Here is a 16,019-nt window from a genome sequence, read left to right on the forward strand (position 1 = left end):
TCATGAAGTTGGCGGGCGCTTGACGGCCTGATCGGCCCGTCAACCTCATGATCGACCGTCCTGGGGCCGGGGTCAGGGGTTGGTGGCCTCGATGAGGAAGCGTTGGGCGTGGGCCACGAACGGGCCCTCGGTGGTGATGCGGTGGTGCAGGGCGAGCAACTGCGGGCGGTAGCGGTCCACCGTGAAACCGGGCGCCGTCCAGATCACCTTGCGCAGGAACCACACCACCGCCCCGACGTCGTGGAAGACCGCCCGGAGCGTGGCGTGGCGCAGGTCCACCACGGTCAGCCCGGCGGCCCGGGCGGCGGCCACCGCGTGCTCCGGGTGACGCTGGCTCGGCGGCGGCAGCGGGCCGAGGATCGCCTCGCTCACCTCGCGCATGGTGCCCGGACCGATCTGCTGGGACAGGAACGTCCCGCCCGGCCGCAGCACCCGGGCCGTCTCCGCCCAGTCGGTGCGGACGGGATGTCGGCTGACCACCAGGTCGAAGGAGTCATCGCGGAACGGCAGCGGCGCGTCCGGGGCGACCGCCACCACCGTCGCGCCGACCCGCCGCAGGGTGCGCCGAGCCACCTCGACGTTCGGCGGCCAGCCCTCGGTGGCCGTCAGCAACCTCGGCGGTCGGGGCACCTCGGCGAGCACCTCGCCGCCGCCGGTGTCCACGTCCAGCGCCGCGTCGACGCGCGCCATCCGGTCGGCAACCAGGTCGGCGTACCCCCAGGGCGGGCGTTCCTCGGTGGCCCGGCCGGCCAGCCAGTCGAACCCCCAGCCGTCGACCGGCGCGGCGGCCGCCTCCGCGATCAGGTCATCGACGTTGCGCGCAGTGTCCACGGCGGTCAGCCTCGCCGACCGCTCCCGCGCGGGCAACGCATTTGCCACCCAGGCCGCCCGGCTGGCGCATCACGCGACGCCGGGCCGGGCGGGTTGCCTCAGGGGCGCGGGCGGACCATCTCGACGGTGGAGCCGGCAACCCCGTTGAGCGCGTCGAAGGTGCCCGCCTCGGCGCGGCGGCGCCCGTCGAACTGACGCATCAGCCGGGCACCCAGGTAGACGCCGACCCCGCCGGCGGCCAGCGCGACCAGCTCGGTGACCAGGATCGCGACCGACGCGCCCCGCTGCGGGGAGTTGGCTCGGATCAGGCAGGTGACCAGGAACAGGCCGGCCATAGCGGCGTTCACCAGATTGAACGAGACGGCCGTGCGGCGGGTCCGGTCGCCGGGTACGTCCCACAGGTCGACCATGCCGGCGATCGCGGTCATCGCGGCGGCGAACAGAGCGGCGACAACGGTCCAGTAGCCGACCTCGCCCAGGAACGACGGCCCACCGATGACGTCGGTGAGATCGAAGACGGTGGCGCTGACGAAGAGCCCGAGCGGGAACGTCACCAACATCGGTTGGATGGGGTGCCCCTGCACCCGCAGCCGGCTCTGCATCGGTCCTCCCCCGGGTCGGCGCAGCTCAGCAGTACCAGAGTGCTACCCGAGCCCCATCCGGGCGAAACAATCGCGCCCGACTCGCCGCCGACCGGGAGAACGGGCACCAGCCGGGGTCGGTCAGTTGTCGCGCTGGCGGGAGACCGTCCGGACCAGCCGCTCGGCCACCTCGCGCAGCGGGATGTCCAGCGACGACGCGGCGGTACGCAGCACGTCGAGCGCTTCCGCCGGCGCGCACCCGCGCTGCGTCATGATCACCCCGACGGCCTGCTCCACCACCCCGTCCTGGAGCATCGAGGCGTCCCGCTCGCCGGCGAGCGCGACCTGCCGGCCCCGGTCGCGGACGGCGGCCAGCAGCAGCCCGGCGTGCTCGGCCAGCAGCATGGCGGTCAGTTGGTGCTGCGGGGTGAGCACGTCCGGTGCCGCGGCGTACAGGTTGATGGCCCCGATCACCTGGTCGTCGATGTCGACCGGCGCGGAGATCGCCCCGCGTACGCCCAGGTCACGCGCGCGCGCCGTCCAGGCCGGCCAGCGTCGCTCACCGGCCAGGTCGGCCGCGAGGATCATCTCCCGGCGCCGGATCGCGCTCATCGCCGGCGAGTCCGGCCCGTGCCGCAGGTCGTCCAGGCCGGCCAGCCGCTCGTCGGAGGCCGCCACCCCGGCCGGCTCACCGGCGCGCAGGGCGGTGAAGCCGCACCAGCGCACCCCTGCCACCGCGTCGCGGGTCACCCGGACCAGCGCCAGCAGCGCCTCGTCGAAGTCGCTCAGGGCGATCAGGCCGGCGGTCAGCTCCCGCAACAGCGCGGCTGTCTCCAGCACGCCGAGGCGCTCGGCCACCGGCTCCCGCATGTCCAGATTCACTGGCCCGCAGCCCTCGTACGCCCCCACGCGCGTCCAGCCGACGTCGTCACGTATGTCATCGTCTGCTCTCTCCCGACTTGACCGACCCGGGCTACTACCCTTGCAAACCCGGGTCGAAACGGCGTAAATCGGGGTCCCTGCGGCGCGCGGACGCGCGACAGGGACCCGGAAGCCGCGGCCCGTCGCGTCAGCGCGGGGCGCCGGCGAGCCGCCGCCCGATCGAGGCGATCAGCCGGTCGAGCTCGGAGCCGAACGGGTTGTCGTGCACCAGGTACGTCCAGGTCGCGGTCGGCCGGACCAGGGTGCCGTCCTCTGGGTCCCAGTCCTCGTCGAACTCGGTCTCGGCGAAGGTAGCGAGGGTGCGGGCCTCGATCTCCGGGACCAGGTTGTTGAACGCCGGCACCGCGGCCCGGTGGAACTCGTCCAGCGGGTCGAGCCGGCCCAGCGCGCGCAGGTGCACGCCCTCGCGGACCTCCGACAGCTCGGCCAGGTGCTCGGCCCAGAGCCGGTCCAGGTGGTAGAGCGCGATCGACCGGGCCGCCCGGGCGAGCAGGTCCTCGTCCATCTCGCCGGCCTTCTCGGGCATCTTGTCCAGCAGCATCAGTGCGGCCACGTCGCTGGTCAGCAACCGCTCCCGGCGCTGGGCGAGGGCCTTGCGCTGCTGCTCGATCACCACGCTGTAGCGCCACGTGTTGCGGTGGATCTCGTGGTTGACGCCCTCGGCGACGCGCTGGGCGTGCTCCACGGCGTAGTCCACCTGCTCGTCGGTGACGAGGCCGTCGGCGTTCATCCGCGGCGAGGGCGGCACCGCGTCCGCGGCGTGCCGGGTGACCAGGTCGTCCTCCAGGCTGACGAAGAAGACCGACCCACCCGGGTCGCCCTGCCGGCCGGCCCGGCCGCGCAGCTGGTCGTCCACCCGGCGGCTGTCGTGCCGGCCACTGCCGATGACGTAGAGCCCGCCCAGCTCGGCGACCCGCTCCTGGTCGGCCTGGTCGCTGCCGCCGAGCCGGATGTCCACGCCCCGGCCGGCCATCTGCGTGGAGACGGTCACCGCGCCGTACGCGCCGGCCTCGGCGATGATCGCCGCTTCCTCGTCGTCGTTCTTGGCGTTCAGCACCACGCAGGGCACACCGGCCGCGTTCAGCCCGGCGGCCAGCCCCTCGGACTCCTTGACGTCCAGCGTGCCGACGAGCACCGGCCGCCCCGCCTCGTGGCAGCGCCGGATCTCGTCGATCAGCGCCTCGTCCTTTTCGGCCCGGGTGGCGTAGATGCGGTCCGGCTCGTCCTCACGGACACACGGCGTGTTCGGCGGGATCACCGCGACCTCGAGGCCGAAGAACTCCCGCAGCTGGTCGCCGACCAGCACCGCGGTGGCGGTCATCCCGCAGACCGTCGGGTAGAGCCCAATGTAGGCCTGCACCGCGATGGTGCCCAGCACCTCGCCCTCGGCGGTGGCGTCCAGGCCCTCCTTGGCCTCGACCGCCGCCTGGAGCCCGTCGGGCCAGCGGCGGCGCTGGGCCACCCGGCCGCGCATCTCGTCGATCAGCTCGACCGAGCCGTCGCGGACGATGTAGTCCACGTCGCGGTGCAGCAGGGCGTGCGCGTGCAGCGCCACGTTGACCGCGGAGAGCTGCGCGACGTGCTCCTCGTCGTACAGGTCGATGCCCAGCTTGGCCTCGACGGCGGCCAGGCCGGCGGCGGTGAACGCCACGCTGCGCCCGTCCTCCGGGACGGTGTAGTGCCGGCCCTTGCGCAGCCCGCGCACCAGCGCGGCGGCGGCGTGCACCGGGTCCTGCTCGCCCGGCACCGAGCCGGCGAGGACCATCGGCACCCGGGCCTCGTCGATCATGATCGAGTCGGCCTCGTCCACGATCGCCGTGGACAGCGCCGGCTGCACCCGGTCGGCGACGTCGGTGACCAACTGGTCGCGCAGGTAGTCGAAGCCCGCCTCGCTGACCGAGACGTAGGTGACGTCACAGGCGTACGCGTCGCGGCGCTCCTGCGGGGTGGACGCCTCGTTGACCCAGCCGACGGTCAGGCCGAGCAGGGTGTAGACCGGCTCCATCCACTGGGCGTCGCGGCGGGCCAGGTAGTCGTTGACGGTGAGCACGTGCACCGGCCCGTTTCCGACCCGGACGTGCCCGTACGCGGCGATCGTGGCGGTCAGGGTCTTGCCCTCACCGGTGGCCATCTCGGCGACCTTGCCGGAAAGCAGCGCCATCGCGCCGAGCAGCTGGACGTCGTACGGCCGCTGGTCGAGGCCCCGGCGGGCGGCCTCCCGGCCGACGGCGCAGATCTCCTCGTAGCCGACGGCGTTGCCGGCGGCCTCGGTCAACTCGGCGTCGTCCAGCGCGGCGAGGTCATCCTCGCGCGCCTCGATCGCCGGCAGCAGCTTCTCCAGCGGGGCAAGATCCACGGTCGTGCCGGGGCGCTGGAGGAACCGCCGGAACTTGCTCTTGAACCGTTGCGACACACCCATAGGCGGCAACGGTACGCGACCCGAGCCGGCTTTCGCGGCCCGGCCGGCCGGGCATGTCGACCCCGACGCCGCCGGCTCACCCGACCAGCAGTTGGTGGGTGGCCAGCTCCCGGTAGAGCGGGTCGGTGGCGGTCAGCTCGGCGTGTGTGCCGACGGCCTGCACCCGGCCGCCGTCGAGGACGACGATCTGGTCGGAGTCGACCACGGTGGCGAGCCGGTGCGCCACGATCAGCAGCGTCCGGCGGACGGCCACGGCGTCGATGGCGCGGCGCAGCGCCGCCTCGTTGCGCGCGTCGAGGTTGCTGGTCGGCTCGTCGAGCAGCAGCACCGGCGGGCCGGCCAGCAACGCCCGGGCGATGGCCAGCCGCTGCCGCTCACCCCCGGAGAGCAGCACCCCGCCCTCCCCCACCTGGACGTTCAGCCCCTGCGGCGACCGGTGCGCCAGGTGACCCAGGTTGACCTTGTCCAGGACCTCGTGCAGCTGGTCGTCGGTGGCGCCGGGCGTGGTGATCAGCAGGTTCTCCCGCAGCGTGCCGGCCAGCACCGGCGCCTCCTGCTCGACGTAGCCGAGTCGGGCCCGCAGCGCGTCGCGGGGCAGTTCCCGCACGTCGGCGCCGTCCAGGCGGACCGCGCCGGCGCTCACCTCGTAGAAGCGTTCGACCAGGGCAAGCAGGGTCGACTTGCCGGCGCCGGACGGGCCGACCAGGGCGGTGCGGGTACCGGCGGGCACCGCGAAGCTCACCTCGTGCAGCACCGGTTCCCCACCCGGGTAGCCGAACCCCACCCGGTCGAACTCGATCATCGGGGCGGGGCGGCGGGGAGTCGCCGTGGCCACCGGCCGGTCCGTCGCCCCCTCGGCCGGCACCGCCATGATCTCCTCGATCCGCTGCAGCGCGCCCAGGCCGCTCTGCAACTGGGTGTACGCGTTCAACACCTGGGCCAACGGCAGGGCCAGGAAGAACAGGTACATGACGAAGGCGACCAGATCACCGACGGTGATCGCGCCGGCGGCCACCCGCGCCCCGCCGATGCCGAGCACCAGCAGGAACGCACCCTGCACGGTGACCGAGCCGACGGGCCCGACCACCGCCTGCACCCGGGCCACCCGCAGCCCCGCGGAGTACGCCGCCCGGGCGCTGCCGGAGACGGTCTCCGTCTCCCGGGCCTCGGCCCGGCTGGCCCGGATGGTCCGGGCCGCCGAGATGGCCCGCTCCACCGCCGAGGTCATCTCTCCGACCCGTTCCTGAGCGGCACGGGACAGCGCCCGCACCCGCCGCGCGAAGGTCGCCGCGAAGCCCAGCCCCAGGCCCACCCCGAGCAGGGTGACGCCGAACAGCAGCGGGTCGAGCAGCACCATGGCGGTGCCCGCGCCGAGCACCATCACCGCCCCGGTGACCGTCTCGAAGAGCCCGGAGGTGACCACCGCGCGCAGCAGGGTGGTGTCCGAGCCCACCCGGGAGAGCAGGTCGCCGGTGCGCCGGCGGTCGTACTCGGCGATCGGCAGGCGCAGCAGGTGCCCGGCCAGCCGACGCCGGGTGCCCAGCACGAGGCCCTCGGCCGTGCGTTGCAGGAGGTAGTTGCGCAGGCCGCCGATCGCCGCGCCCAGCACCACGAGCACCACCAGCAACGCCACCAGCCGGGAGACCCCCAGGCCGTCGCCCACCCGGTCGAGCACCGACCGGGTGAGCAGCGGCTGCGCCAGGGAGGCCGCCGCCCCGACCAGCGACAGCGCGCCCACCACGGCCAGGGTCGCGCGGTGCTCGCGCAGGTACGGCAGCAGGGCGGTCAGGCCGACGGGCCGACCTTCACGGGTGCTCATGGCAGGAACGGTAGCCCGCGGCGTCATCCGGCGAACGCGCTCCCGCGCCAGGTCAGCCGGCCAGCACCACCTGAAGCTCCTGGCGGCGCCGCTCCGCCAGGTCGGTGAGCAGGGTGGGCGCCTCGTCGAACGGCACCACCGCCGAGACGAGGTGCTTGCGGACCACGTCCCCGTACGCCCGGAGCAGGTCGATGGTCTCGGCGGAGAGCCGCTCCCGGTCCCAGGTGGGCGTGAGCCCGCGCGGCACCCGGCCGATCTGCGCGCAGCGCACCGACAGCCCGTTGTGGTGGAACTCCTCGCCGAGCCGGACGGCGTCCGCGCCGCCCTGGTAGAAGGCGAGGTCGATGACGGTGCCCTGCGGACGCAGGAGCCGCAGCGCGAGCTGCAACGCCCACGCCTGGCCCCGGCACTGGAACACGACGTCGGCACCCCGGTCGCCGGCGGTGTGCGCCCATCGGGTCTTGAGCACCACCGCCGGGTCGTCCGCGTCCGGGTCGAGGGTCTCCAGGCCCAGCGACTCGGCGACCTGGCGGCGCTGGGGCGTGGGGTCGAGCACCAGCACCGAGGCGGCGCCGTGCCGCCGGGCGAACAGCGCGGTCAGCAGACCCACCACACCGGCGCCGACCACGGCGACGCGCCGCCCGCGCACCCCGTCGCCGAGCGAACGGACGTCGGCGCCGTGCAGGTCGGCGGCGGCGTGCAGCAGGCCGTTGGCGCAGATCGGGCCCATGTGCGCGACGTAGACGCCGAGCAGCGGATCCAGGTCGTCGGGCAGCGGCACGAACCGCTCGGCGACCGGGTCGGCCACCCAGCCGGTGCGGTGCCCGTAGGTCATCGCACCGACCGTGCCCACCGCGACCGCCGGGGTCTCGCTCTCGACCACCCGGCCGACCTGCATGTAGCCCAGCCGGGTCACCGGGTACGGGGTGCTCGCGTCGCCCGGCTGGAACAGCCCGAGGTCGGCGTTCCACGTGACGTTCAGGTAGGGGTTCGTGCCCTTGACGTAGCTCAGCTCGGTGCCGGCGGAGACACCGCTGAACAGCGTCTCGACCCGGAACGTGCCGGGTCGCAGCGGTGCGGGCTCCTGTTCCACCAGCTCCACCCGGCCGGGGCCGGCGACCACCACGACCCGGTCACGCATCGACCGTCACCCCGCTGACGAGCACCGCGGGGGCGGCCGGGCTGGTGAGCCGCACGGTCTCACCGGTGCGGGCCGAGTCGGCCACCGCGAGAGCCAGCCGCTGGGTGCCCAGCGCCTCGGCGTACGGGACGCGGACGTCGTCGCCGACGCCCCGGACCGCGTCGATGAAGGACCGGTCGACCGCCACCCGGGCGGCCTCCGGGTCGGCCGGTACGTGTCGCTCGCCGTCGGCGTCGCGGATCAGCAGGGCGTCCTCGGTGATCGACAGCGCCAGCCCGTCGGCGAGGATCTCCAGCCCGGCCCGGTGCTTCCAGCCCAGCACGCAGGCCGCGCTGAGCGTGCCGACCGCACCACCGGCGAAGCGCAGCGTGGCGGTCGTCACGGAGTCGATGTCGGCGCCGTCCACCGGCGGCGGTGTGCCGTTGCCGTACGCGGTGACCTCGGTGACCTCGCCGACCAGCGTCCGGATCAGGTCCAGCACGTGCGCGGCCTGCTCCACCACAGGGCCGCCGGAGCGGTCACGCCGTGACCACCAGGCCACCGGCGGGACCTTGTCCAGCCAGGCGCCGCTGACCATCCGCACGGGACGGTCGGCGAGCAGCTCGCGGGCCTGGTCGAGGAAGCTCAGGTAGCGCCAGTGGTGCCCGACGGCGGTGCGCAGCCCGCGTCGCGCCACCAGGTCGGCGATCCGCTCGGCGGTGGGCAGGTCGACCGCGACGGGCTTCTCCACGAACATGGGCAACCCGGCCTCGATGACGGCCTCCTCGGCCGGGCCGTGCGCGAACGGCGGCACGCAGACGTACACCGCGTCGAGGCCGGCGGCCAGCAGCTCGGCGACGTCGGCGTAGGCCCGCCCGCCGTGCTGCCCGGCCAGCGCCGTGGCCGCCTCCGGCGCCACGTCGGTGACCCCGACCAGTTCGACGTCATCGAACGCGGCCAGGACCCGGGCATGCCGTTGTGCCACTCCCCCGGCGCCCACCAGACCAACACGGCACATCTGCATTCGACAACCTTTCCGAGAACGTTTCCACTTCGACGGGGACAGTCCCCCGAGCTGTGCGCAATCAAACGTTCATCCCCCGGGAACGCGGTGGCGTACCCCTTGTGATCAAGCTGTTGCCCTGGGAGCGGTTAGCGCATGGTGCGGAGTGGGAACAAACAATCTCGGATTTTTCCGCCCACGGATCGGGAGGGGTGCCCGTGCGGGATACGACATCGAGCGTGTCACCGGTGGTGGAGGCGTGGGCCACATACCGGACCACCTCGGCGGCAGACTGGCCGGCTCGCCGGCTGCTGCGCGCCAAGGGAGATAGCCGAGTCAGCGTGGTGCTGCCGGCGCGCAACGAAGAAGCGACGGTCGGCGCGATCGTGTCGACCATCCGGGAACACCTGATGGATCGGGTCGCCCTGGTCGACGAGCTGATCGTGGTGGACTCGCGGTCGACCGACCGCACCGCGCAGGTGGCCCGGGCCGCCGGGGCCGAGGTGGTCAGCCAGGACGAGATGACCCGCGGGCTGCCCCGCCTCACCGGCAAGGGCGACGCGCTCTGGGCCGGCCTGGCCGCCGCCGAGGGGGACGTGGTGGCGTTCATCGACGCTGACCTGCGGGAGTTCCGCCCACACTTCGTGAGCGGGCTGCTCGGCCCCCTGCTGACCGACCCGTCAGTCGATTTCGTGAAGGGGTTCTACCACCGGCCGCTGGTGGGCGCCGCCAGCGTGGAGCAGGACGGCGGCGGCCGGGTGACCGAGCTGATGGCCCGACCACTGCTCAACCTCTTCTGGCCCGAGCTGGCCGGGTTCGTGCAACCCCTCGCGGGCGAGTACGCCGCCCGGCGCGAGGTGCTGGCCCAGGTGCCGTTCGTCTCCGGGTACGGGGTGGAGACGGCGATGCTGATCGACCTGCTCGACCTGGTCGGGCTGGACGCGTTGGCGCAGGTCGACCTGGGCGAGCGCAAGCACCGGCACCAGGACACCGCGGCGCTCGGCCGGATGTCCGCGCAGATCATGTTGACCGCCTGGTCCCGCCTGCAACGGCGCGGCTGGGCCAGCCCCGGCATGTCACCGGAGCCGCTGCTGACCCAGTTCCGCCGCGGCGGCTCCGACGCGCTGCCGAACCTCGACCGCGAGATCGTCGTCAGCGACGTGTCGATCGAGGAGCGCCCGCCGCTGGCCGAGCTGCGCCACCGGGTGCCCCCGCGACGGGTGGCCGCGGCGTGAACGCCCCGGCGCCACGGCCGGCCGCCCTCGTAGCGAAAGGTCACCTCCGATGAGCCTCACCGTGCTGATGAACGCCGGCCCGTGGCTGTCCGTGCCACCACCCGGCTACGGAGGCATCGAGAACGTGATCGCCACGCTGGTCCCGGAGCTGCGACGACTCGGCGTACGGGTGGTGCTCGCCTCGGTCGGAACCAGCACCCTGCCGGTGGACGAGAAGGTGTCGGTCTTTCCCGACGGGCAGTTCGCCGCGTTGCAGCGGCCGTACAACCAGGTCTGCGGAATCGCCCAGGCGCACCTGGCCGGGGTGGTCCGCGAACTGCACGCCCGCCACGACATCGACCTGGTGCACGACCACGTGGAGGCGGTCGGGCTCGCCACTCTCGCCGCGATGGGGCCGAGCGGCCCGCCGACCCTGCACACCCTGCACTGGGACCTGGCCAAGCACCCGGCCCTCTACGGCAGCCTGGACGGCGGCGCCCGCGTCCGCGTCAACGGTGTCTCCGCGTCGCAACTGGCCCGCGCCCCGCTCGCGCTCCAGCAGCACTCGGTGGGGCACGTGCACCTGTCCACGCCGCTGGCCGTGGACGCCGACCGCCGGCCACGGCCGGAGAAGGGCGACCACCTGCTCATCCTCGGCCGGATCAACCCCGGCAAGGGTCAGGACGTGGGCGCCCGGCTCGCCCACCGCGTCGGCATCCCGCTGGTGCTGGCCGGGCCGGTCGGCCCGTACCACCGCCCGGCCGAGCTGGCCGCGGCCGGCGACGAGGCACGGCAGAACCCGGACGTGCGGTTCTTCCTCGACGAGGTGGCGCCGCACGTCGACGGTGACCTGGTCCGCTGGGTCGGCACCGTGGCCGGTCAGGAGCGCGACGACCTGCTCGCCAGCGCCCGCGCGTCGCTGTTCCCGCTGCGCTGGGAGGAGCCGGGCGGCACGGCGGTGGTCGAGTCACTCGCCCTGGGCACGCCGGTGGTGGCGACCGCCCGGGGCTGCCTGCCGGAGCTGATCGAGCACGGCCGCACCGGGCTGCTCACCGCCGACGAGGACGAGCTGGACGAGCTGGTGGTGGCCGCCGAGCTGCTCGACCCCGACGAGTGCCGGCGGGTGGCCGCGCGGCGGTTCACCCCGCAGGTGATGGCCCAGCGCTACGTCGAGCTGTACCAGCGGGTGCGGGAGCTGGCCAGCGCGCCACGGCTGCAGCCGGTCTGACCGTCGCCCGTTGCCGTCGACGTTTGCCGTCGGCGGCAACGGGTAGCCGGCAGCCCTCACGCCGCCGCGCAGCGAGGAGCCGGTGATGGTCGGACCGATGGCGCACTCCCGGGCCCGCTCCAATCCGGCCGACGGCAGGCCGCCGGTACGCCGCGCGGCGGGAACGGTGGCGGTGCTGTTCCTGCTGATCGGCGTCCTCGGTTTCGTGCCGGGGATCACCAGCGGCACGTCCGACCTGCGGTTCGCCGGCCACGGCTCGGGCGCGTTCCTGTTCGGCACGTTCCAGGTGTCGGTGCTGCACAACCTGGTGCACCTGCTGTTCGGGGTGGCCGGGCTGGCGCTGGCGCGCACGGTCACCGGCGCCCGGACGTTCCTGGTCGGCGGTGGCGCCGTGTACCTGGTGCTCTGGCTCTACGGGCTGGCGGTGGACCACGACACCGGCGCGAACGTGCTGCCGGTCAACGACGCCGACGACTGGCTGCACCTCGGCCTCGGCGTCGGGATGATCGCGCTGGGCCTGCTGACCGGACGAGCCCGCCACTGACCTGCCCACCCCATCCGTGACGTGCCTCGCCCGGCCCGCCGGTCCGGTTTGACCCGGGTCCGGGTCGGGTAGTTCGCAGATCCCGACACACCAGCGGATCGAGGGGTTCCATGTCCAGCCGGATGACCTGCGAGGTGCGCGACGCGGCACCGGTGGCGATCGTCCGGCTCGCCGGGCCGCTGGACCTGGGCACCATGCGCACGGTCCACCGGGCGCTGGACGACGCGCTGGCCACCCAACCGGAGGCACTGGTCGTGGACCTCGCCGAGGTCACCGTCCGGGACCGGCTCGCGCTCTCCGTCTTCGCCGCCACCGCCCGACGGGCCGAGGAGTGGCCGGCCGTGCCGGTGGTGCTCTGCGCCCCGCCGCCGGCGGCCGCCCGCTGGCTGACCGAGACGTCCGCGTGCCGGGTGGTCCCGGTGTCACCGGACTGCGACGAAGCGACCCGGATGGCGGGCGCCGCCACCTCCCCCCGCCTGCGGGTCCGGTTGGAGCCGGTGGCCGAGGCCTGCCGGCGTGCCCGGGAGATGGTCACCGACGCGTGCGCGCGGTGGAACCTGCCCGACGCGGCCGGCCCCGCCGCGCTGGTGCTCAGCGAACTGGTCGGCAACGTGGTCCGGCACGCTGGCACGCCCATGCAGGTGACGGTGACGCTGCGCCGGCCGTACCTGCACTTGGCCGTGGTGGACGGCAGCCGGGCGGCCGCCCGCGCTGGCGGGGCGGATCTCCGCGCCGAGGGCGGACGCGGGCTGTTGCTGGTGCGGGAGCTGGCGCAGCGGTGGGGCAGCGTACCGGCCGGGCAGGGCAAGGCCGTCTGGGCGATGCTGCCCGCGACCTGAGCGTCCGGGGTGGTTGGGCCGGTACCGGAGTTCTGACCGAAATTGGCGGTTCGCCTGGTTTCATGGTCAGAGGGACGGGTAGCAACGCTCGTCCTTTCTGTCGTCATGACGGGGTGAGTAGCCATGTCCAAGCGGGTAACCACTGAGCCCGGTCGTGATCGGGGCCCCGCGATCCTGGCGCCGGCCCGCTTCGGGGGCTTCCCCGGGCCGCTGCGGTCGCCGGTCCCCGGCAGCTCCCTGATCAGGTTCCTCGCGACGACCGACCACAAGCAGATCGGGCTGCTGTACCTGCTGACGTCCTTCGGCTTCTTCCTGCTGGCCGGGCTGGAGGCGATGCTGATCCGCGGTGAGCTGGCCCGGCCCGGGCTCCAGTTCCTCTCCTCCGAGCAGTACAACCAGCTCTTCACCTCGCACGGCGCGGTGATGCTGCTGCTGTTCGCCACGCCCGCGGCGTTCGGGTTCGCCAACTTCATCGTGCCGATCCAGATCGGCGCGCCGGACGTGTCCTTCCCCCGGCTCAACGCGCTGGCCTACTGGCTGTACCTGTTCGGTGGTCTGATGGTGGTCGGCGGCTTCCTGACCCCGCAGGGCTCGGCGGACTTCGGCTGGACCGCGTACACCCCGTTGAGCAGTGCCGAGCACAGCCCCGGGGTCGGGGCGAACATGTGGGTCGTCGGCCTGGTCGTCTCCGGGCTGGGCACCATCCTCGGCGCGGTCAACCTGATCACCACGATCCTGACCCTGCGCGCGCCCGGCATGACCATGTTCCGAATGCCGATCTTCACGTGGAACATGCTGTTCACCAGCGTGCTTGTGATCCTGGTGTTCCCACTGCTGGCCGCCGCGCTCCTGGCGCTCTCGGCCGACCGGCTGCTCAACGCGCACGTGTTCGACCCGGCCACCGGCGGCCCGATGCTCTGGCAGCACCTGTTCTGGTTCTTCGGCCACCCCGAGGTCTACATCATCGCGCTGCCGTTCTTCGGCATCATCACCGAGATCATCCCGGTCTTCGCCCGCAAGCCGATCTTCGGCTACACCGGGCTGGTGCTGGCCACCATCGCGATCACCGTGCTGTCGATGACGGTCTGGGCGCACCACATGTTCGCCACCGGCCAGGTGCTGCTGCCGTTCTTCAGCATCCTCAGCTATCTGATCGCGGTGCCCACCGGCGTGAAGTTCTTCAACTGGATCGGCACCATGTGGAAGGGACAGCTCACCTTCGAGACACCGATGCTGTTCGCCATCGGCTTCCTGGTCACCTTCCTGCTCGGCGGGCTGACCGGCGTGCTGCTGGCCAGCCCGCCGGTGGACTTCCACACCCACGACAGCTACTTCGTGGTGGCGCACTTCCACTACGTGGTCTTCGGCACCGTGGTGTTCGCCCTCTTCGGCGGCTACTACTTCTGGTGGCCGAAGATGACCGGCCGGATGCTCGACGATCGGCTCGGCAAGGCGCACTTCTGGACGATGTTCATCGGCTTCCACGGCACGTTCCTCGTGCACCACTGGCTGGGCGACGAGGGCATGCCCCGGCGGTACGCCGACTACCTGCCGACCGACGGCTTCACCACGCTGAACACGATCTCCAGCATCTTCGCCTTCGTCCTCGGCCTGTCCACGCTGTTCTTCATCTACAACGCGTGGAAGTCCTGGCGGTACGGCGCGATGGTCACGGTGGACGACCCGTGGGGCTTCGGCAACTCGCTGGAGTGGGCCACCACCTGTCCCCCCCCGCTGCGCAACTTCGACCGCATGCCCCGGATCCGCTCCGAACGTCCGGCCTTCGACCTGAAGTACGGGCCGCTCGTCGCCGACCTGGGCCGCGACCTGCCGCAGCGCAGCACGAAGCCCCCACAGCACTTCACCGAGGAGTTGCGTATGGAGCACCACGTGCCGGAGTCCCCGGCCGCCGAGGGCGCGCACGGCGCCCAGGAGGCGGCCGACTACCAGCCGGCGGCGCGGTCCGGCGCCCGGCCGGTGGACGTGCCGGAGCCCGACGGCGTGCGCCGACCCAGCTTCGAGCACACCGACGAGCCGGAGGAGACCAACCTCGGCGCCCAACGCGACGAGCAGCCCAACGAGCGGTGGCGGCACCCGCACAGCAAGGGCGACACCGAGGAGTACTGACCCGGGTACGCGACGCGGGGCCGGCACCCGAAGGTGCCGGCCCCGTGTCGTCGACGACCCGAACCGGGCGTCGCGCTCGGGCTCACTCCCGGGCAGGTGCCAGGCCGGCGGCGGTGAGCGAGCGGCGTACCGCGGGTTGGACCCGCGTCAGCCGCAACGGCACCCCGGTGCGGGCCGCCGCGTCCCGCCCGGCCATCAGCGCCGCGATCCCCCCGGCGTCGAAGCCACCCGCGCCGACCAGGTCGACGACGACCTCGGTCGGCTGGCCGGTGACGGCCTCCAGCATCGCCCGGCGCAGCTGGTCCGCGCCGTCCCGGTCCACCTCACCGCCCACCTCGACGACCACACGGTCGCCGTTCTGCTTCACCGAGATCCGGGTCTTGCCCGGGTCCGGCTCGGCGGCGCCGTTCTGCCACGGCGGCGGCGCGTCGGCGAGCATCGCCTGACGCAGCCACGTCAGTGCCCTCGACAGCAGCCGGGAGACGTGCATCTGCGAGATGCCGAACCGGGCGGCGATCTCCGCCTGGGTCTGGTTGCCGTAGAAGCGCATGGCGAGGATCCGCCGCTCCCGCCAGGGCAACCGGTGCAGCAGGCCGCTGACGGTCACCCGGTCGTCGACCGATTCCAGCGCATTGTCCGACTCGCCGACCAGGTCACCGAACTCCGCGGAGCTCTCCCCACCCACCGGCGCGTTGAGCGAGGCCGGGCTGTAGCCGGCTGCCGACTCCAGCGCCGCGAGGATCTCCTCCTCCGGGGTCTCCAGCCGCCGGGACAGCTCCGCGACGGTGGGTGCCCGGGACAGCTCGCTGGTCAGCGCGGCCGTGGCCTGCCCCACCTCGAGGATCAGGTCGCGCAGCCGGCGGGGCACGTGCACGCCCCAGGTGCGGTCCCGGAAGTGCCGCTTGATCTCGCCGACGATCGTGATCGCGGCGTACGCGGTGAACGAGCCCCGTTCCGGGTCGTACCGGTCGACGGCGTTGACCAGGCCCAGACGGGCCACCTGCTCCAAATCCTCCAGCGGCTCGCCGCGGCCCCGGTAGCGGCGGGCCAGCCGGCCGGCGAACGGCAGCGCGAAGCGGACCAGGTCGTCCCGTGCCTCCTGCCGCCGCTCGGGTGGCAGCCCCTCGATGCGGGCCGCGTACGCCAGCGCCGCCGCGTCGAGGTCCTCCAGACCTCGATCGGTGGGTGGTGGTGTGGTCGTGGTCGTGCTCGTCTGTCCGAACATCCGCGCCTCCCTCAGGAAGGTCCCCCGCCCGGATCGGGAAACCGGTCGTGCGCGTGGTCGAGCCACGCACCGGGCCGGAAAGTGGGTCAGTGACTGGGATGCCAGCGGGCGACAACGCCTCTGCGCA

At 73.1% G+C, this 16,019-nt stretch carries 13 protein-coding genes; 5 read left to right on the top strand and 8 right to left on the bottom strand.

All coding sequences use genetic code 11. The annotated features are described in order from the left end of the window. Positions 1–72: 72 nt before the first annotated feature. The 7 genes from M8C17_RS03385 to M8C17_RS03415 form a co-directional block, all read right to left on the bottom strand. On the bottom strand, positions 73–831 hold the full coding sequence (locus tag M8C17_RS03385) for a class I SAM-dependent methyltransferase (protein WP_252414830.1): 759 nt from the start codon (positions 829–831) through the stop codon (positions 73–75). Positions 832–929: 98 nt separating this feature from the next. Further along, positions 930–1,433 carry a DUF2231 domain-containing protein gene (locus tag M8C17_RS03390; RefSeq protein ID WP_252414831.1) on the bottom strand — a complete coding sequence of 168 codons (504 nt, stop codon included), beginning with the start codon at positions 1,431–1,433 and terminating at the stop codon, positions 930–932. Positions 1,434–1,553: 120 nt separating this feature from the next. Continuing rightward, entirely contained in the window at positions 1,554–2,294 is a 741-nt protein-coding gene (locus tag M8C17_RS03395; RefSeq protein ID WP_252414832.1) for an ANTAR domain-containing protein, read from the bottom strand. Positions 2,295–2,481: 187 nt separating this feature from the next. Further along, complete coding sequence (secA2, locus tag M8C17_RS03400) at positions 2,482–4,773, bottom strand: accessory Sec system translocase SecA2 (RefSeq protein WP_252414833.1); 2,292 nt, start codon at positions 4,771–4,773, stop codon at positions 2,482–2,484. Between the two features lie 76 nt (positions 4,774–4,849). Next, positions 4,850–6,592, bottom strand: coding sequence for an ABC transporter ATP-binding protein (locus M8C17_RS03405; RefSeq protein WP_252414834.1), 1,743 nt, complete (start codon positions 6,590–6,592; stop codon positions 4,850–4,852). A 52-nt stretch (positions 6,593–6,644) separates the two neighbouring features. Continuing rightward, positions 6,645–7,733: a zinc-binding alcohol dehydrogenase gene (locus M8C17_RS03410; RefSeq protein ID WP_252414835.1), complete on the bottom strand. Its 1,089-nt coding sequence runs from the start codon at positions 7,731–7,733 to the stop codon at positions 6,645–6,647. Next, on the bottom strand, positions 7,726–8,736 hold the full coding sequence (locus tag M8C17_RS03415; protein WP_252414836.1) for a Gfo/Idh/MocA family protein: 1,011 nt from the start codon (positions 8,734–8,736) through the stop codon (positions 7,726–7,728). The genes M8C17_RS03410 and M8C17_RS03415 overlap by 8 nt, the downstream gene beginning before the upstream one ends. Positions 8,737–8,966: 230 nt before the next feature. Here M8C17_RS03415 and M8C17_RS03420 point away from each other — a divergent pair, with 230 nt between their 5' ends. The 5 genes from M8C17_RS03420 (at position 8,967) to ctaD (ending at position 14,667) form a co-directional block, all read left to right on the top strand. Further along, complete coding sequence (locus M8C17_RS03420) at positions 8,967–9,950, top strand: glucosyl-3-phosphoglycerate synthase (protein WP_252415074.1); 984 nt, start codon at positions 8,967–8,969, stop codon at positions 9,948–9,950. Positions 9,951–9,999: 49 nt separating this feature from the next. Further along, positions 10,000–11,157: a glycosyltransferase gene (locus M8C17_RS03425; RefSeq protein ID WP_252414837.1), complete on the top strand. Its 1,158-nt coding sequence runs from the start codon at positions 10,000–10,002 to the stop codon at positions 11,155–11,157. 85 nt (positions 11,158–11,242) lie between these two features. Continuing rightward, positions 11,243–11,701 (top strand): DUF4383 domain-containing protein, encoded by a 459-nt coding sequence (locus M8C17_RS03430; RefSeq protein ID WP_374556953.1) that lies wholly within the window; start codon positions 11,243–11,245, stop codon positions 11,699–11,701. A gap of 110 nt (positions 11,702–11,811) precedes the next feature. Continuing rightward, a complete protein-coding gene (locus M8C17_RS03435) occupies positions 11,812–12,540 on the top strand; it encodes an STAS domain-containing protein (RefSeq protein WP_252414838.1) in 729 nt (242 codons plus the stop codon). 123 nt (positions 12,541–12,663) lie between these two features. Then, on the top strand, positions 12,664–14,667 hold the full coding sequence (ctaD, locus tag M8C17_RS03440; protein ID WP_252414839.1) for a cytochrome c oxidase subunit I: 2,004 nt from the start codon (positions 12,664–12,666) through the stop codon (positions 14,665–14,667). Between the two features lie 82 nt (positions 14,668–14,749). On the opposite strand, the gene M8C17_RS03445 is transcribed toward ctaD, so the two are convergent. Beyond that, positions 14,750–15,892 carry a SigB/SigF/SigG family RNA polymerase sigma factor gene (locus M8C17_RS03445; RefSeq protein ID WP_252414840.1) on the bottom strand — a complete coding sequence of 381 codons (1,143 nt, stop codon included), beginning with the start codon at positions 15,890–15,892 and terminating at the stop codon, positions 14,750–14,752. Positions 15,893–16,019 lie beyond the last annotated feature (127 nt).

Source organism: Micromonospora sp. RHAY321, assembly GCF_023896955.1.
GTDB lineage: Bacteria > Actinomycetota > Actinomycetes > Mycobacteriales > Micromonosporaceae > Micromonospora.

What these genes read in the sequence shown, in the direction of transcription:
- M8C17_RS03430 (WP_374556953.1), top strand. Translation starts at nt 11,243, where the DNA reads ATGGTCGGACCGATGGCGCACTCCCGGGCCCGCTCCAATCCGGCCGAC.
- M8C17_RS03425 (WP_252414837.1), top strand. Translation starts at nt 10,000, where the DNA reads ATGAGCCTCACCGTGCTGATGAACGCCGGCCCGTGGCTGTCCGTGCCA.
- M8C17_RS03405 (WP_252414834.1), bottom strand. Translation starts at nt 6,592, where the DNA reads ATGAGCACCCGTGAAGGTCGGCCCGTCGGCCTGACCGCCCTGCTGCCG.
- secA2 (WP_252414833.1), bottom strand. Translation starts at nt 4,773, where the DNA reads ATGGGTGTGTCGCAACGGTTCAAGAGCAAGTTCCGGCGGTTCCTCCAG.
- M8C17_RS03445 (WP_252414840.1), bottom strand. Translation starts at nt 15,892, where the DNA reads ATGTTCGGACAGACGAGCACGACCACGACCACACCACCACCCACCGAT.
- M8C17_RS03435 (WP_252414838.1), top strand. Translation starts at nt 11,812, where the DNA reads ATGTCCAGCCGGATGACCTGCGAGGTGCGCGACGCGGCACCGGTGGCG.
- ctaD (WP_252414839.1), top strand. Translation starts at nt 12,664, where the DNA reads ATGTCCAAGCGGGTAACCACTGAGCCCGGTCGTGATCGGGGCCCCGCG.
- M8C17_RS03415 (WP_252414836.1), bottom strand. Translation starts at nt 8,736, where the DNA reads ATGCAGATGTGCCGTGTTGGTCTGGTGGGCGCCGGGGGAGTGGCACAA.
- M8C17_RS03390 (WP_252414831.1), bottom strand. Translation starts at nt 1,433, where the DNA reads ATGCAGAGCCGGCTGCGGGTGCAGGGGCACCCCATCCAACCGATGTTG.
- M8C17_RS03410 (WP_252414835.1), bottom strand. Translation starts at nt 7,733, where the DNA reads ATGCGTGACCGGGTCGTGGTGGTCGCCGGCCCCGGCCGGGTGGAGCTG.